Raw genomic sequence first — 16,448 nt, 5'->3', positions numbered from 1 at the left:
AAACACCCGGGCTAGGCCGCAGTAGGGTATTGCGACTATGCGGACGGCCGTATTTTGCTTTCGACGACCTATCTGTGGTTGGGCATCTTCATGCCGGATGTACCCCGCCGGGTGTCATGGGAGTATATCCGAGGGGCAATTCAGGAAACGTGAACGGTAGGTTGCAAGGCATCTCATCGAGCCCAGATCCCCCAAGAAACATTAGAGGAGATCTCGGCTAGTTTTCGCATTGCGGCCGATTGCCGGCGCCAGCCTATCGCGGCACGCGCGGGTGGCGGTCTTGACCAGCATGAGCACGAGCAGCAGGATGCCCACATAGCCGTTGACCACGTACACCACGTTGACCATCTGGCTGAATGGCACCAGCAAGCCGATGATGGTTCCAAGAACCGCGAGGCCCACGGTGCTGTAGCGGAATCGAGGCGTGTTGTCCGCGAAGAACCGCGAGGAGGCCGTCCACAACAGCGGAACCGCAGTGGTGTAGATGCCGGCGAGGATCATCACCGAGATTCCGGAGGCGAGCACCGGGCTGATATCGGCGGCCAGCACCAGCATCGGGATCTCGGTCCCGGCCACCTTGGTGATGTTGGCCAGCAGGCCCAAGCCCACGATGATGCATGCCAGCGAGAAGGCGATGGCGCCCAGGCTTCCCCCGGCGAGCGCTTCCTTGCGGCTGCGCGCCGTCTTTCCCAAGGCAGTCAGGAACGCGGCCAACCACAGCATGCAGAACCCGACGTAGGACAGGGCGGAGAGCACCCAGTTGCTGGAAGCCTGGGTGACATCCAGGCCCGGCAGCAGCGCATTGCCCGCGCTGATGCCGTCGCTGCCGCGGACAATGCCCATGATGCCCAGGGCAATGGCAATCACGACAATGAGCGGGCCGATCTTGCCGATGATGTCCACCAGCGAGCGCAGGCCGAACCAGACGCTGGCACCGACCACGATGGCCAGGGCGCCGCCGCCGATGAAGCGCGAGAGTCCGTAGTGCTCCTCGAACACTGCGCCGGCGCCGGCGACCATGACGGCAAAGCTCAGGAAGACGAAGAGAATCGAGGAGTAGTCGAAGAAGCTGCCCAGGTGCTTCCCGCAGTAGTAGTGGAAGATCTGCGAGGGCTTGTCGAATTTCTTGGCTTGGCCCACCACGAAGAACTCGATGATGACGTAGGACATGAGCGCCAGTACCAGGGCGCCGGTGCCGAAGATTCCCCAGTAGCCGTAGGACGTGAAGTACTGCAGGATTTCCTGGCCGGTGGCGAACCCGGATCCGATCAGGAAGGCAATGATTGCCCCCGCGAATGTCAGGACGCGCTTGGGGCTCAGCTTGCGGGTGCTGGCTCCGAGCGGTTGCACTGCGGTTCTGTCTGTCATGCTGAATCCGATCTGCCTTCTTCTGGTTGACTGGGGATATTGATTAATATGTTATTGATATATCAGTGATCTGGTTCACACATTAGGAAAGATCGAGCTGGTGGTCAATGGTTTTGCGGAAGATTACGCGCAGGTTGTGCCAGCAAGGGAGGCGGCTCCCGCAGGCAGGGTGGCCTGGCCGTTCAGCTTTCATCCAGCAGGCGCACGGCGAACGGAAGATGGCGGCGATAGAATTGCAAGCAGCCGCCGAGGCGTTCCCGGCGGGCGGAAAGGCAAATCAAGCAGTGGCCCCCAGGATTCCATCGAGCAAGCACAGTGCGAACTTTCCTGCCGCTGCGCTGCCCTCGGGCCGCGGGCTGCCCTTCCTGAAGCAGATCCTCAGATTCCTGCTGCGCGTGCTGAAGCTCAGCCATGTGCGGGTGCTCCGCTACCTTGCGGTCATCACCGCCCTGCAGGCGGCCAATGGCTTGCTGGTCATCCCCGCGATCAAGTACCTTTTCGGGCTGGCGCTGGAAAGCAGTAACCTGGGCAACGTCACCGACCGCACCTACACCGCGCTGCTGGCCCACCCGGTCTCGGTGCTGCTCCTGCTGGCCATTGCGGTGCTGGCTCTGGGTGCGGTGAGCGTGCAGTTCGTGGCGCTGATCGTGATGGTCAACCGCCAGCAATCCGGGCAGACTCCCAATCTGCGGGCCGTGTGCCGCGAAACCGCCTCCTGCCTGCGCCGGATGCTGTCCTATCCCTCGCCGCTCATGATGGCGTACTTCTTCCTCGCCCTGCCCCTGGGGGGCCTGGGCCTGTCGTCCGTGCTGATCCAGGGCGTGGGCATCCCGCCGTTCATCACCCGCGAGTACCTCAAGGCGCCATTGAGCACCGGCCTCTACCTGCTGATGATCGGCGCGATCATCTATGCCAACCTCCGTCTGGTGCTCACCTTGCCGTTGCTGGCCGTCGGACCGAAGAAGCCACTGGCCGCCCTCGGCGCCAGCCTGAAAGCCACCCGCCGCAACAGCCTGCGCTACCTGCTGCTGATCGGGATCCCGCTGGGTGCCAGCGCCCTGAGCGCCTCGCTGCTGGTCGAGGTACTGGTATGGATCTCGGATCTGGCCACCGGGCTGCTTAGCGAGCAGGACTCGGCGCTGGTCGCGACCTTGTGCATCGGCGTGGGCCACACGCTGGGCTTCCTGCTGATCGGGGCGGCAACCGTGATGGCGATCCAGGTCGTGGTGGCCCTGTGCCGTGAGCACCTGGAGCTGCCGGTCACCCTGCAGGAACGCTCGCAACGGCATCGCCGCGCGCAATCCCTCGTGCTGAAGGCCGCGGCCGGATCCGCGGCTGCCGCACTGGCGCTTTCGGGCAGCCTGGCCGCATCCCCGGCCCTGGGGCAGACCGCAACCGGAGCCGGGGAAGCGAAGATCCTGGCCCACCGCGGCTACTCGGCCGGCGGGGTGGAGAACACGCTGGCCGCCCTGGACGCCGCTGCGGCGCATCAGGCCGATATCGTCGAGGCTGATTTCCAGGAAACCGCGGATGGGCATTTCGTCGCCAGCCATGACACCAACCTGCTGGTGGTGGCCGGGGTGAACCAGAACATCCATGAGATGACCCTGGCCGACGTCCGGAAGGTCACGGTCCGCGAAGGCGGCTTCACCGGCCGCATCCCCACCATGCAGGAATACCTGAAGCGCGCCGAGCTGCTGGGCATCCAGGTGCTCGTGGAACTGAAGGTCACCGGCCATGAATCCAGGGACTATCTCACACGCTTCCTGGCGCAGGCCGATGCCGCCGGAACCGCCACGGAGAATATCTACCATTCGCTGAACCCCCGTGCGGTCAAGGAAATCAAGCAGCGGCGCCCCGAGTTGCGGGTCGGGCTGACCGTGGCGATGAGCATGGGCGGGCTGCCGAAGACGAAGGCCGACTTCTACACGCTGGAGCAGGCATCCTTCACCCCCGAGTTCCTGGCCCAGGCCCATGCGCTGGGCCGGGAGGTGCATATCTGGACGGTGAATGACGAGTCGAGCATCCGCGAGCTGCTGGGCGCCGGCGTGGACGGCATCGTCACCGACAATGTCGAGCTGGCCATCCGCGACCGCTACCTGGTGGCCAACCATCCGGCCGCGGACTACCGCGTAGGCTCCACGCTGGCCTACCTGGACATCTTCCGCTAGATTCCGCTGTTCAGGGTGTCTCCGGATAGGTGCCATCACCCAGATCCGGATCTGCCAGGGACTGCAGCGGATCATGCAGGAACACCCGGCGCCCGTCATTGCGCAGCCGGCGCAGCCCCTCCAGGGTCATGCGCCGGGCCACGTCGGTGAAGGAGAACACCCGGGAGATATCCACGTGCACCGGCCCGTCGAAATCCGATTCGGCGAACAGGTCAAGCAGCTCGGCGGCGGCGGTGAACTGCACATTGCCCTGCAAGGTGAACGTCTCGCGGGTGCCCCCGCGCCGCACATCGATGACATCGAGCCGTCCATGGCTCGGGGCCAGCAGGTGCATGCCCATATCCGTGGACAGCCGTTCGAAGGCCCGCCGCGACCGCTGGCTGTTGCCGTGCGGATCCAGCCGAGGCGAGAAGGCGCCGATGCCCACCTGGTTCGGCAGCACGCCCACCAGCCCGCCGGCCACCCCGCTCTTTGCGGGAATCCCGACCCGGGTCAGCCAGTCGCCGGCTCCGTCATACATGCCGGCCACCGCCATCACCGACATGACCTGCCGGGCCGTGTCCTCATCCATGATCCGCTCGTGCGTGCACGGCTGCACCCCGCCGTTGGCCAGGGTGGCGGCCATCGCCGACAGGTCGGCCACGGTGACCAGAATGGAGCACTGCCGGGTGTAGCCGGCCACCACCTCATGCGGGTCATCGGCAATGATCCCGTGCTTGCGCAGCATATGGGCCATGGACAGGTTGTGGTCGGCGGTGCCCAGCTCCGAGTTGAAGACCGCCTCGTCGATGCGCAGCTGCCGTCCGGCCAGTGCCGAGAACAGCTCAAGCGCCCGGGCGACCCGCTGCTCGCCGGTGGCGTCGGCACCGACCAGCAGCCCGTGGGCGGCGATGGCCCCGGCATTGATCATCGGATTCTTCGGCCGGTTTGTGCTAGCCTCCAGCGACAGCTCGTTGAACGCCTCGCCCGAGGGTTCCACCCCGATGCGTTCCAGCACCTGCTCCAGGCCGCGGTCCATGATGGCCGCGGCGTAGGCGAAGGGCTTGGAGATGGACTGGATGGTGAACTCGATGCCTGCATCCCCGGCCGTGTAGGTGCTGCCCATGGCGGTGGTCACGGCCAAGGCGAAATAGTCGGGATTGGCTTCGGCCAGCTCGGGAATGTAGCCGGCACGCTCGCCGCTGGTGTCATCGCGCAACGCGTCGAGCACTTCGCGCAGGTAATCGGGAATCGGATTCTGCATGGGTGCAATCCTCAAGATCGAATCGGACGTCAGCCCCAGCCGTGCCGGTGCTGACTCCAATCTAGTCGTCCGAGGCCGGTTGCGCGGTGCCCTCTGCGCTGAACCGGGAGTCGGATGCGCCGCCATCTTGTGAAATTGCTATGCGGATGCCGGGGATCTGGCAAACAAATGGAACTTTCAAGCAAAATGGGCAGCGGCATGCTGGATAATTATTGGAACACAGCAGATCGGAGGAAGATACTCCGATCGGAAGGGAATGATGGACGCTTCAGGCGACAGTAGATCTCATAGTTCCAGCCCTCTGCCCGGCAGGATTGCCGGCCAGGCTTCGAAGGACAGGGGGTGCAGATAATGGAATGGATTTCTCTGGCTTTGGCCGTGCTCCTCATTCTCGGATGCGGGCTCTTCGTAGCCGCGGAATTCGCGTTGATCACGGTTAACCGTAATCAAGTCAAGCAGGCCGCCGCCGATGGCGACCGCCGCGCCCAAGGCGTGCTCAAGGGCATGAGCACCCTGTCCACCCAGCTTTCAGGTGCCCAGCTGGGCATCACCCTGACCAACCTCGGCATCGGCTTCCTGGCCGAGCCCGCCATCGCCGCCCTCGTGGTGGGCCCGCTGCAGGATGCAGGCCTCGACGCGGCCCTGGCCCGCACGGTCTCCGTTGCCATCGCGCTGGTGCTGGCCACGATCCTGACCATGGTCTTCGGCGAGCTGGTCCCCAAGAACCTGGCCATTGCCAAGCCCTTTGCCACCGCCAAGGCGGTGGTGGGCTTCCAGCGCGGCTTCAGCACCGTCACCAAGCCTTTCCTCTCATTCTTCAACGGCAACGCCAACTGGATTGTGCGCCGGTTCGGCATCGAGCCCCAGGAAGAACTGGCCTCCACCCGCTCCGCCGAGGAACTCGTCGCGCTGGTGGGGCACTCCGCCCGCGAAGGCGTGCTGCCCTCGGAAACCGCGGAGATGCTGCGCCGCACCGTGGCCTTCGGCAACCGCCGTGGCCACGACGTGATGACCGCCCGTTCGCGGATGGCCACCGTGACCGCGCAGCAGAGCGTGGAAGACGTGCTGCAGCTGGCCGCGCAAACCGGCCATTCGCGCTTCCCGCTGGTGGCCGAGGACGGCCACCGGGTGCTGGGACTGGTGCATATCCGCGCCTTGCTCGCCGTGCCTTTCGAGCAGCGCGCGCACACCGCGGTGGGGGACTACGCCCAGGATGCATTGCTGGTCCCGGACACCATCGAGCTCGACGAGCTGATGGACCAGCTGCGCAGCGGCGGCATGCAACTGGCGGTGCTGATCGACGAGACCGGCGACGTCGCCGGCATGCTGACCCTCGAAGACCTCGTGGAAGAGATCGTCGGGGAAGTGCGCGATGAGCATGACCCGCAGGACTCCAGCGTCCAGGTTCTCTCGGAGAATGCCTGGCGGCTGGATGCGGCGCTGCGCCCGGATGAAGCCAGCGAGCTGCTGGGCTGCCAGATCCCCGAGGACTCGGACTATGAGACCCTGGCCGGATTGCTGACCGTGCAGCTGGGACGCTTCGGCCAGGTCGGCGACGTGGTCACCCTCGTGGTGCCCGGCGTTCCCGGCGGACCGGACAAGCAGCTGGTATTCACCATCCACGCCACCGATGAGCAGCGGATCGCGATCGTTGACGTGGAAGTGTCCGAACTTGATGAGGAAGAGGCCGGGCGATGAGCGATCTTATCGGAATTCTTGTGACGGTCCTGCTGCTTGCGGCGAACTTCTACTTTGTCGGCGCCGAGTTCGCGCTGATCTCTGCGCGCCGAAGCATCATCGAGCCCAAGGCGCTGGCCGGCAGCCGCAGCGCCAAGCTGACCCTGTGGGCCATCGAGAACGTCTCGCTGGTGATGGCCGGCGCCCAGCTGGGCATCACCGTGTGCTCGCTGGCACTGGGCTACGTCACCAAGCCGCTGGTGAAGTACGCGGTAGCAGGTCCCTTCGAGGCCATCGGGATTCCTGAGGGCATGATCGATGCGCTGTCCTACGCGATTGCGCTGATCGTGGTGACCTACCTGCACGTGGTGCTCGCCGAGATGGTGCCGAAGAACATGGCCCTGGCCGGTCCGGAACGCATGGCGCTGATCCTGGGCCCGAGCATGGTGGTGCTGGTGAAGATCCTGCGCCCGGTGCTGTGGCTGATGAACGCCATGGGCAACCTGGTCCTGCGGATCTTCGGGGTGGCCCCGAAGAACGAGGTGGCCAGCACGTTCACCCGCGACGAGGTTTCCTCCATGGTGGCCGAATCCCGCGAGGGCGGTGTCCTGGATGAGCAGGACGAGCAGTTGCTGATGGGCGCCCTGCACTTCGATGCGCGCAGCATCGAGTCGGTGGCGATCAGCTTCGATGAGGTGCAGACCCTGCCGGTGGATTGCACGGTGGCCGGCATCGAGTCGGCGGCCGCTCACGGCTTCTCCCGCTTCCCGCTGGTGCAGGCCGATGGCACTCCAGTGGGCTATGTGCATGTGAAGGACGTGCTGGGTGCCGATGCGCAAACCCGCGAGCGCCCGCTGCAGCCCAGCGGCATCCGCGAGCTGCCGTCCTTCGCCCCGCAGCAAAGCGTGCGCACCGCACTGCAGGAAATGCAGCTCTCCGGTGCCCACTTGGCGCTGGTGCGCGAGGGCGGAACCGGAAAGGTCACCGGCATGGTGACCTTGGAGGACATGCTCGCCGAGCTGGTCGGCCAGATCAGGGACGAGCACCGCAGCGCGCACTAGCGGCGCAACGCAGAAAGAAAGCAGTGAAATGGGGCTGGAGGCAGGACGGGAAACCGTTCAGCCTCCAGCCCCCTGCTGGTTCAGGCCGTCAGCGCGTTGTGGCGAACGGCGAATTCCGGCGCGAAAGCACCAGCGTCAGCGCCGCCCCGAGCAGTGCGAAGAACGTGGTCAGCCACCAGGTGGCATTCCAGCCTCCGGTCAGTGTCGCCATGGCGGCCAGCAGCATCGGGCCGGTGAAATTGCCGATATTGAAGATCTGCTGGGTCAACCCCATCGACGCCGGCGCCGAGCCGCCCGGCGGTGCCAGGTCGACCACCACGCGGGTCATGGTGGTAGGGATGGTGGCCCCGGCCAGCGAGAAGAACCCGACGCAGACCATCTGGATCAGCAGCAGCTCCGTAGGGTAGTCGATGGCGAAGGTCAGGATGGAGGTCAGCGACATCAGGGCGAAGCCGGTAACCAGCAGGGTGCGCCCGTTGACCCCGCGCTGGAGCAGCCCGCCGCAGATGATCGCGCCCACCGCATTCAGCCCGCCGATCACGGCTGAGGCCAATCCACCGGCCACCGGATCCAGGCCGAATTCCTCGTAGATCGTGGGCAGGAACCCCACTACTGCCATCCATTGCACCGTATAGCAGCCGAAAATCAGCCCGCTGATCCACACGCGCGGTGCCCGGGCGGTGATGGCAATGCGCCGGGCAGCTTCGCGCAGGGCCGCGGAACCCGAGGGCCTGTCCGCTGCCACGAACTTCAGTATCAGCGGAATGGGCAACAGGGTGATGAACGCGAGCAGGCCCCACCACAGGTGCCAAGACAGGTGCTGGAGCACCAGTGCGGTGGAGAAGACGCCGATGAAGGTGGCCATGCCCATGTAGGCGGCCCACCACCCCACGGCCATGTTCAGGTTCCTGATCGGGGCATGCAGGCGCACGAGTCCGGGCCCCATGACGGTGGCCATGATGACACCCGCGCCTTCCAGGATGCGGGTGGCCAGCAGCAGCGGCGCGCTGGGGGACAAGGCGCCCAGCGTGCTGCCCAGCACCAGCAGCAGCAAGCCGAGGATCAACGTGCGGCGCTGGGAGATGACTTCCGAAAGCAGGGAAACGGCCAAGCCGCCGGCCATGCCGGCCACCTGGACCACGCCCAGCAACACGCCGGAGAAGATCAGCGAGAAGCCCAGTTCGTCCTGGATGACGGTCAGCGCGGGGGCGAGCTTCCAGATGTGCAGGCCGGCCATCACACCGGAGGCCACGATGATGACCCAGGCCGCGTTGGTCCGTTGCTGGACCTGTTCCATTTTGGCTTGCACTGCCGCCGATGCCTCCTCGCATAGGACGCGCCAACTGGTGCTCGGCGCTACTTTCCACTTCGGATTGTGGCACGGGCAGGGCAGCGATAAGGCATTCGTGTCATTGAACGGGAATGACCGTGCAGGGCGGTTCCGGCCTGGACCCGGTATCCCGGGGCGGAATCAGCAATCAGGCTGGCGCGTGGCGGGAGGGGAGTGCTCCGATGGCGGTCCGGGCTGGCCCGCCGGGCTAGCCGATGTCAGTCGTCGACCGGGTTGCTTGGACAGGCCTGTCGTTGCGGACAAAGCAGGGAATTTCGTGCAGTGCCGCGCTATGGGACCAAAAAGCTACGCGAAACGGCATCAATTTCTCCGTGCGGTGCATGTTGCACAGTTCGCTGATTGTGGTTCCCGCTGGCAGTGGCGGAACTTTGGGAAAAAGCGGGCTGGGCACCGTGATGTGCCATAGCTGCAGCTCATCGGTTTGGCCGTCATCGACAACCATGAGCACTGCCCGGCCATGGACCGATACGAAGCCCATGACTTCATCTACTGGATCAGCGTATTGGGCGAATACCACCGGTGTCCCCTCGAACCAGCCGTACGAGGTGAGAAGGGTTCTTGCCTCAGGGCAATGCAAAAGTTCGTCGACGCGTTGCATGGCGCGAATACGGCGTTCGGGCATGTTCATATAATCCTCCGCTGATGGCAGCTCTCCGAAAGGTGACCGCCCACGAAACCCTGTGGCGCTGAGCCGAGGGATCCCCGGGTTTCGCCTTTGGCGCTCGGTGATCATCGTGGAGTGTTCTTCTGAGGATACCTCATGCCAAGCAGGTCGACACGAATTCCGCGGAGCGCAGCCGCACCCGGCCAGGCGACGGAGTCCAATCGATTGCCTGCCTTGGCGGCTTACCTTGGCCTTTCCTCCTAATGGTGGTGATATCCGGGGGATGCTGGCACGATCATCCTCAAGCCGCTATTGCCGGCTAAGCAACCAGCGACACCGAAGGAGCGTCATGCATCTGCCCGTACCACGCGGAGACCTGTCCCGAGAGCTGGCCAACGCATTGCTGTGCAACCCCTCGGGAGAACACGCAGCCTACCTGGCAACGGTCGCAACCGGGCGGTTGGCTTCGGCTTCGGATGTGCTTGACGACGGGGACCTGCAATTGAGCCTTTTCATGCTCTATGAGCTGCACTATCGGGGATTCGCAGGCGTCGATGATCGCTGGGAATGGAACCCTGGGCTGATTTCGCTGCGGACCCAGATCGAGGAGGCTTTCGAGCAAGCGCTTCGCGAGGCTGCAGGTCCGGTTCCAAGCGTGGAACCCAGCTCCTCCGAGGTGGCCCAAGCCCTGTTCGCGCTCGCTGCGAGTGATGCCGGGCCGTCAGTCTCGAAATTCATCCAGCGCAAGGCCAATGCCGCCCAGGCACGCGAATTCTTGATTCTGAAGTCGATCTACCAGCTGAAGGAAGCTGACCCTCACACCTGGGCGATCCCGAAACTCGAGGGACGTGCAAAAGCTGCAATGGTGGAGATCCAGGCCGATGAATACGGAAATGGGCATCTGCCTCGAATGCATAGCGAGCTGTTCAGGCAGACGATGAGAGGGGTCGGCCTGCGTGATGACTTCGGCGCCTACATCGACCGCATTCCGGCGGTGACGCTGGCTGCGGTCAACATGATTTCGCTCTTCGGCATGCACCGGCGCCATCGGGGAGCCATCACTGGCCACCTGGCGCTGTACGAGATGACTTCCTCGATACCCCAGGCGGCTTATGCCCGCGGCTTCCGGCGCCTGGGCTATGAATCCGCGGTCACCGATTACTTCGATGAGCATGTGGAAGCTGATGCGGTCCATGAGCAGATCGCTGGCCGCGACCTGGCCGGGGGACTGGCTGAAGACGAACCGGAGCTGGTCCCCGACATACTGTTCGGAGCCCAAGCCGCGGCGGCCGTTGATGCGTTGGCCGGCGAACAGTATCTAGACGCGTGGGAAGCTGGCAGATCGGCGTTGCTTGCCGGGGCCGAGGCCGAGGTCGGAGCTGGGGCAGTCGCATGAGCGGCGGGAACCGCGCCTCGGAAGCGGCCACCATTACAGTGTGCCCGCAGGGACCCTTGCTGCTCAGGGGAGATTTTGAAATCGTCGATGCCGAAGGGCAATCCATCGAAGCCCGGCAAGGGCCCGTAGCGCTATGCCGCTGCGGGGGCTCCGCCATCAAGCCCTTTTGCGATGGCACGCACAAGCTCATGAAGTTCGAGCGCCCGAAATAGGGCACTCGCCTGTGCCTGCAAGCAAGGGCCGCGTGGCAAACCCGCCTAGGGCTTAGGCGCCAAGCTGGCGCCCAGGGATTCCAAGGCGCCGGGGACCACGGAGAAGTAGGCCCAGACCCCGCGCTTCTCGCGGTGCAGGATCCCGGCATCCACCAGAATCTTCAAATGGTGCGAGACGGTGGGCTGCTTGAGGCCCAGCGGCTCGGGCAGGTCGCAGACGCAGGTTTCGGCAGACACGCTGCTGGAGACGATGGACAGGATGCGCAGGCGGTTGGGGTCGCTCAGCGCCTTGAATCGCAGTGCCAGCAGTTCGGCTTCCTCGGCGCTCAGGATTGCCTCCCCGGGGGATGGCACGCAGCAGGCATCGGCAGCCGGCGCGGTGCAGGTGCCGTCGGCAGGATTCGCGGTGGCTGTGCTCATGGACCTCGGCTCTTTTCTTGTCTTGGCGTCTTGGCCGGCGCCAGAGATTGACAAACGTCGATATGTTTCATCATACTCAAAACATCGATAATCGTCGATGTCTATTCTTGGAGTGATGATTCAGTGGCACCTGCCCCTGCGCTAGACACGGCCCCCGTGGCGGCCAAACTTTCCTTCCTGGACCGCTACCTGGCCTTGTGGATCCTGCTCGCCATGGCCGTCGGCCTGGGCCTGGGCCGCATCTTCCCGCAGCTCGGCGCCTTGCTGGACCGCTTCACCGTGGCCGGGGTGTCGGTGCCCATCGCCATCGGCCTGCTGGTCATGATGTACCCGGTGCTGGCCAAGGTGCGCTACAACGAAACCGGCCGCGTGCTGGCCGACAAGAAACTGATGGTCACCTCGCTGGTGATCAACTGGATCCTCGCCCCGGCATTCATGTTCGTGCTGGCCTGGATCTTCCTGGCCGACCTGCCGGAATACCGCACCGGGCTGATCATCGTGGGGCTGGCCCGCTGCATCGCCATGGTGTTCATCTGGAATGACCTGGCCTGCGGGGACCGCGAAGCGGCCGCCGTGCTGGTGGCCATCAACTCGGTATTCCAGGTCATCGCCTTCGGTGCCCTGGGCTGGTTCTACCTGCAGGTGCTGCCTTCCTGGCTGGGACTGGAAACCACCAGCGCGCAATTCTCCATTGCCGCGATCACCGCCTCGGTGCTGGTCTTCCTGGGCATCCCGCTGGTGGCCGGCTACCTGACCCGCACGCTGGGCGAAAAGGCCAAGGGCCGCGACTGGTACGAGGGCAAATTCCTGCCGAAGATCGGCCCGTGGACGCTGTACGGATTGCTGTTCACCATTGTCCTGCTCTTCGCGCTGCAGGGGGACAACATCATCTCCAAGCCGCTGGATGTGCTGCGCATGGCGATCCCGCTGCTGGTCTACTTCGTGGTGGTCTTCGGCGCCGGCATGCTCATTGGCCACTGGCTGAAGCTGGGCTACCCGCGCACCACCACCTTGGCCTTCACCGCGGCCGGGAACAACTTCGAGCTGGCCATTGCGGTGGCCATCGCGACCTTCGGAGCCACCAGCGGACAGGCCCTGGCCGGGGTGGTCGGCCCGCTGATCGAGGTGCCGATCCTGGTCGCCTTGGTCTATGTCGCCCTGTGGGCCCGGAAATTCTTCCCTTCATCCAGCACCGTCACAACTTCTGCCTGAGGAAAATAACCATGACTGCAACCGAGAAGCCTTCAGTTCTCTTTGTCTGCGTGCACAACGCCGGACGTTCCCAGATGGCCGCGGCCTTCCTCTCCCACCTTTCCGGAGGGCGGATCGAGGTCCGCTCGGCCGGCTCGGCTCCCGCTGATTCGGTCAACCCGGCGGCGGTCGAGGCCATGAAGGAAGTCGGCATCGACATGTCGGCGGAAATTCCCAAGGTGCTGACCACCGAAGCGGTGCAGGACTCCGATGTGGTGATCACCATGGGCTGCGGGGACGCCTGCCCATTCTTCCCGGGCAAGCGCTATGAGGACTGGAAGCTGGAGGACCCTGCAGGCCAGGGCATCGACGGCGTGCGCCCGATCCGCGATGAAATCCGTACCCGGATAGAGCAGCTCATCGCCGAACTGCTGCCAGCCAGCTAAACAGCACCCGCCACCCGGAAACCAGCAGCCAAGGAGAAATCCATGAACCAGAACCTTCCAGTGATCGTCATTGGCGCCGGTCCCATCGGGCTGGCCACCGCAGCCCACCTGCGCGAGCGCGGGCAGGACGTGCTCGTCCTGGAAGCCGGGGACAGCGCCGGTGCCGCCATTGCCCAGTGGTCCCATATCAAGCTCTTCTCCCCATGGCGCTTCAATATCGATGCCGCTTCCCGACGACTGCTGGAAACCCCCAGCGAAGGATATGCCGGGGATTGGGAAGCGCCGCGTATCACCAAGCTGCCCACCGGTGCGGAACTGGTCAGCGAGTACCTGCAGCCGCTGGCAGCCCACCCGGAACTGGCGCCACGCATCCGCTACGGCCACCGCGTGGTGAAGATCAGCCGCGTGCTGCCCGACGGCCGCGGAGCCGACAAGGCCCGCACCGCGAACCGCGACGACGCGCCGTTTCTGGTGCGCACCGAAACCCCTGGCGGCCTGGTGGATCTGCTCGGCCGCGCCGTAGTTGACGCTAGCGGAACCTGGAACCAGCCAAGCCCGGTAGGCCGTGGCGGCATCGAGGCAATCGGCGAAGCCGAAGCGCGTGAGCAGGGCTTCATCACCGGCGGGCTTCCCGATCCGCTGGGCGCCGATGAGAACGAGCTGGCAGGGAAGGACCTGCTGGTGCTCGGCGCTGGGCATTCGGCGGCGAACACCATCATCGCCCTGGGCCGGTTGCAGAAGCAGTACCCTGATACCCGGATCCGCTGGGGCCTGCGCGGGGAAGCCAACCCGATCCGGCTCTACGGCGGTGGAGCCGCCGACCAGCTTCCGGCCCGGGGCCAGCTGGGCACCTCGCTGCGCCGGCTGGTGGAAAACGGCCACGTGGAACTGCTGGAGAATGTCTCCGTCGCGTCGATGAACGCAGGGGAGCAGCTGGCAGTCGTGCTGGCTGATGGACGCGAGCTGGCCGTTGACCGCATTATCGCCGCCACCGGTTTCCGCCCGGATCTGCAGATGCTTTCCGAACTGCGCCTGGAGCTGGACGAATGCGTCGAGGCTCCGCGCCAGCTCGGTCCCTTGATCGATCCGGAGTTCCACAGCTGCGGAACGGTCAGCGCGCACGGCGCCAAGGAACTGGCGCACCCGGAAAAGGACTTCTACATCGTTGGCATGAAGAGCTATGGGCGGGCCCCGACGTTCTTGATGGCTACCGGCTACGAGCAGGTGCGCTCCATTGCCGCCGCCCTCTCCGGAGATGCGGAGGCGGCCGGCCGGGTGGAGCTGGAGCTGCCGGAAACAGGTGTTTGCTCAACGGACCTGGGCGGCTCCTACGACGCTCCGGCCAGCGAAAACTCCTGCGGAACCGAATCGACCGAGCCTGCCGAATCCAGCGGCTGCTGCAGTTCGCCGCAGCCGGTGAGCCTTGGGCTGTCCACCGGAACGCTGCACGGCAATAGCGAACTGGCGGCGGGACGGTAGTCCCGCCGTTCAGCTCACCGGCACTTGGGAGCTCCCGGACTGCGCCTCCAGCTTCTTCGAAGGGCCGCGGGAACCGGCACGCCGCGGCGCCGGAATCCCTGCGAGCGCCACCGCGCACACGGAGGTCAGCACCAGTGCGGCAGCCGGGGCGATGGCTGTGAACGGAGCCCGCTCGACATAGCCGATGCCTTCGGCCAGCAGCAGCCCCCACTCCGGGGTGGGCGGCTGCGCCCCGAGCCCGAGGAATCCCAGGGCAGCCAAGGCCAAAGCCACCCCGGGCAGCCGCAGCATCCCGTGCCGCAGCAATGCGGGAATCACCGCCGGCAGCAAATGCTGGATCCAGATCCTGCTCCGCGGCACCCCCGAGAGCGGAAGCCAGCGGATATGCGGCATGGCCCGCGCCTCATCAAGCAGCGAGGCCGCATGGGTGGCCAGCGGAGGCCAGCTCACCCAGAGCACGGCCAGCGCGGCACCGCCCACCGACGGGCCCATCAGGGCCGCGATGACCACCCCGGCAAGAATCGGCGGCGTCGCATTGGCAATTACCGCCGGCCCGCGCGAGATCTCGCCGGCCGCCGCCAGCAGCAGGCCGATCAGGATCGCGCCGGCCACGATCAGCAGTGCCGGGCCCACCGTGCCCAGGGTTCCGTGGGCTACCCGTGCCAGCAGATCCCTGCCGCTGGCATCCGCGCCGAAAGGCAGGCCCGGTTCCGGGGCCTGCAGCCGCCGGAATGCAATGGCATAGGGATCGCGCGACAACCCGGAAGCCAGGATGGCCAGCAGCGCGGCGCAGGTGATCCCCGCGGTCCAGCGCTGGATCCTGCCGGTGCCGCGGGCCTCGGGCGGGGCAGGCAGCGACCCGGGCGGCAGGGCGCCTCCGCGCAGCGCGCGCCGAGCTGCCGCGGTGAGCGCCCCGATCAGCACGGCCGAGGCCGCCATCAGCAGCAGGCCGGCCTGCAACGCGGGAATGTCCTGCGCATTGGCGGCCCCGAGCAGGTAGCGGCCGAGCCCGGGGATTGCGAAGACCTGCTCCATGGCCACCGCGCCGCCGAGCAATCCGATGAACGCCAGGCCAAGCTGGTCGATGACCGCGGCCGCGGCCCGGCGCAGCACCCCGGAAAGGATGGCCGGCGCCGGCGCCCCAGCAAGGTGCCAGATCCTGACCCAGCGTTCGCCGGCCACCGCGGCAATGGCATCTGCCAGCAGCCGGCCCAGCAACCCGCCAGCCGGGATGCCCAGCGCCAGCGCGGGCAGGATAGCGGTGTCCAGCCCGGTCCACCCATAGGGCGGAAGCCATTGCAGCTGCACCGCTACCAGCACCAGCAGCATGCTGGCCAGCAGGAATTCCGGCAAGGAGGTCAGCGCCACGCCCAGCGGACCGGACCCGGACTGCCGCTGGTTGCGCAGCACGCGCAACGCCGCCGGCAGCACCAGGGCAAAGGCCACAGCCAGCGCCACCAGGACGGCGAAGGCGGTGAGCGTGGCGGAGACCGACAGGGCCCGCCAGGCTCCGGGTGCGATCGGCGCCCCGCTGACCCAGGAGCTGCCCAGATCCCCGTGCAGCACCCCGGACCACCAGTGCCAGCTGGTGGCCAGCGGTCCGCGGTCAAGGCCCAGCTGCGCGCGCACGGCGGCCAGCGCCTGTGCGGTGGGTTCCAGTTCGGCATAGCGGGCACGGAGCACCGCCGCGGCCGGATCGGTGCGCGAAAGCCAGGGCAGGGCGCCGGCCACCAGCAGCAGCGCCAGCGCGCTGAGCAGGCAGGAGGCGAAGGACGCCCAGGCGCCGCGCCGCCAGTGGCGGGAGAACCAGTTCATCGGCAGCCCGGCCC

Annotated in this window: 14 protein-coding genes; 8 read left to right on the top strand and 6 right to left on the bottom strand. The window is 65.8% G+C overall.

Annotation, left to right across the window (positions count from 1 at the left end):
• Positions 1-201 precede the first annotated feature (201 nt).
• On the bottom strand, positions 202-1,368 hold the full coding sequence (locus EKH49_RS02165) for a YkvI family membrane protein (protein ID WP_128469494.1): 1,167 nt from the start codon (positions 1,366-1,368) through the stop codon (positions 202-204).
• Between the two features lie 284 nt (positions 1,369-1,652).
• On the opposite strand from EKH49_RS02165, the gene EKH49_RS02160 reads away from it, so the two are divergent.
• Positions 1,653-3,539 carry a glycerophosphoryl diester phosphodiesterase membrane domain-containing protein gene (locus tag EKH49_RS02160; RefSeq protein ID WP_161567426.1) on the top strand — a complete coding sequence of 629 codons (1,887 nt, stop codon included), beginning with the start codon at positions 1,653-1,655 and terminating at the stop codon, positions 3,537-3,539.
• Between the two features lie 10 nt (positions 3,540-3,549).
• Here EKH49_RS02160 and EKH49_RS02155 read toward each other — a convergent pair whose 3' ends face one another.
• Positions 3,550-4,782 carry a glutaminase gene (locus EKH49_RS02155; protein WP_128469492.1) on the bottom strand — a complete coding sequence of 411 codons (1,233 nt, stop codon included), beginning with the start codon at positions 4,780-4,782 and terminating at the stop codon, positions 3,550-3,552.
• 351 nt (positions 4,783-5,133) lie between these two features.
• On the opposite strand from EKH49_RS02155, the gene EKH49_RS02150 reads away from it, so the two are divergent.
• Positions 5,134-6,480, top strand: coding sequence for a hemolysin family protein (locus EKH49_RS02150; RefSeq protein WP_128469491.1), 1,347 nt, complete (start codon positions 5,134-5,136; stop codon positions 6,478-6,480).
• The gene (locus EKH49_RS02145) at positions 6,477-7,520 is read left to right on the top strand and encodes a hemolysin family protein (RefSeq protein WP_128469490.1); all 1,044 of its coding nucleotides are present in this window, start codon (positions 6,477-6,479) and stop codon (positions 7,518-7,520) included. The genes EKH49_RS02150 and EKH49_RS02145 overlap by 4 nt, the downstream gene beginning before the upstream one ends.
• 88 nt (positions 7,521-7,608) lie before the next feature.
• On the opposite strand, the gene EKH49_RS02140 is transcribed toward EKH49_RS02145, so the two are convergent.
• Both EKH49_RS02140 and EKH49_RS02135 read right to left on the bottom strand, forming a co-directional pair.
• Complete coding sequence (locus EKH49_RS02140) at positions 7,609-8,829, bottom strand: MFS transporter (protein ID WP_236640986.1); 1,221 nt, start codon at positions 8,827-8,829, stop codon at positions 7,609-7,611.
• A 229-nt stretch (positions 8,830-9,058) separates the two neighbouring features.
• Positions 9,059-9,493 carry a hypothetical protein gene (locus EKH49_RS02135; RefSeq protein WP_236640985.1) on the bottom strand — a complete coding sequence of 145 codons (435 nt, stop codon included), beginning with the start codon at positions 9,491-9,493 and terminating at the stop codon, positions 9,059-9,061.
• Positions 9,494-9,824: 331 nt separating this feature from the next.
• Between EKH49_RS02135 and EKH49_RS02130 the strand changes: the two genes are divergently transcribed.
• Positions 9,825-10,871 (top strand): iron-containing redox enzyme family protein, encoded by a 1,047-nt coding sequence (locus tag EKH49_RS02130; RefSeq protein ID WP_201739538.1) that lies wholly within the window; start codon positions 9,825-9,827, stop codon positions 10,869-10,871.
• On the top strand, positions 10,868-11,083 hold the full coding sequence (locus EKH49_RS02125) for a CDGSH iron-sulfur domain-containing protein (protein ID WP_128469488.1): 216 nt from the start codon (positions 10,868-10,870) through the stop codon (positions 11,081-11,083). The genes EKH49_RS02130 and EKH49_RS02125 overlap by 4 nt, the downstream gene beginning before the upstream one ends.
• Positions 11,084-11,128: 45 nt before the next feature.
• On the opposite strand, the gene EKH49_RS02120 is transcribed toward EKH49_RS02125, so the two are convergent.
• Positions 11,129-11,503 carry an ArsR/SmtB family transcription factor gene (locus tag EKH49_RS02120; RefSeq protein WP_128469487.1) on the bottom strand — a complete coding sequence of 125 codons (375 nt, stop codon included), beginning with the start codon at positions 11,501-11,503 and terminating at the stop codon, positions 11,129-11,131.
• A 156-nt stretch (positions 11,504-11,659) separates the two neighbouring features.
• On the opposite strand from EKH49_RS02120, the gene arsB reads away from it, so the two are divergent.
• The 3 genes from arsB to EKH49_RS02105 are packed head-to-tail and all read left to right on the top strand — an operon-like array spanning position 11,660 to position 14,619.
• On the top strand, positions 11,660-12,715 hold the full coding sequence (gene arsB, locus EKH49_RS02115) for an ACR3 family arsenite efflux transporter (protein WP_269088412.1): 1,056 nt from the start codon (positions 11,660-11,662) through the stop codon (positions 12,713-12,715).
• A gap of 11 nt (positions 12,716-12,726) precedes the next feature.
• Entirely contained in the window at positions 12,727-13,140 is a 414-nt protein-coding gene (locus EKH49_RS02110) for an arsenate reductase ArsC (RefSeq protein WP_128469485.1), read from the top strand.
• Between the two features lie 42 nt (positions 13,141-13,182).
• Positions 13,183-14,619: an FAD-dependent oxidoreductase gene (locus tag EKH49_RS02105; RefSeq protein ID WP_128469484.1), complete on the top strand. Its 1,437-nt coding sequence runs from the start codon at positions 13,183-13,185 to the stop codon at positions 14,617-14,619.
• 9 nt (positions 14,620-14,628) lie between these two features.
• On the opposite strand, the gene EKH49_RS02100 is transcribed toward EKH49_RS02105, so the two are convergent.
• Positions 14,629-16,434: an ABC transporter permease subunit gene (locus EKH49_RS02100; protein WP_128469483.1), complete on the bottom strand. Its 1,806-nt coding sequence runs from the start codon at positions 16,432-16,434 to the stop codon at positions 14,629-14,631.
• Positions 16,435-16,448: the final 14 nt, after the last annotated feature.

This window comes from Glutamicibacter sp. HZAU (genome assembly GCF_004100365.1).
GTDB classification, from domain to species: domain Bacteria; phylum Actinomycetota; class Actinomycetes; order Actinomycetales; family Micrococcaceae; genus Glutamicibacter; species Glutamicibacter nicotianae.
The sequence above is the reverse complement of the archived record's forward strand: the minus strand, read 5'-3'. Positions and strand labels throughout refer to the sequence as shown.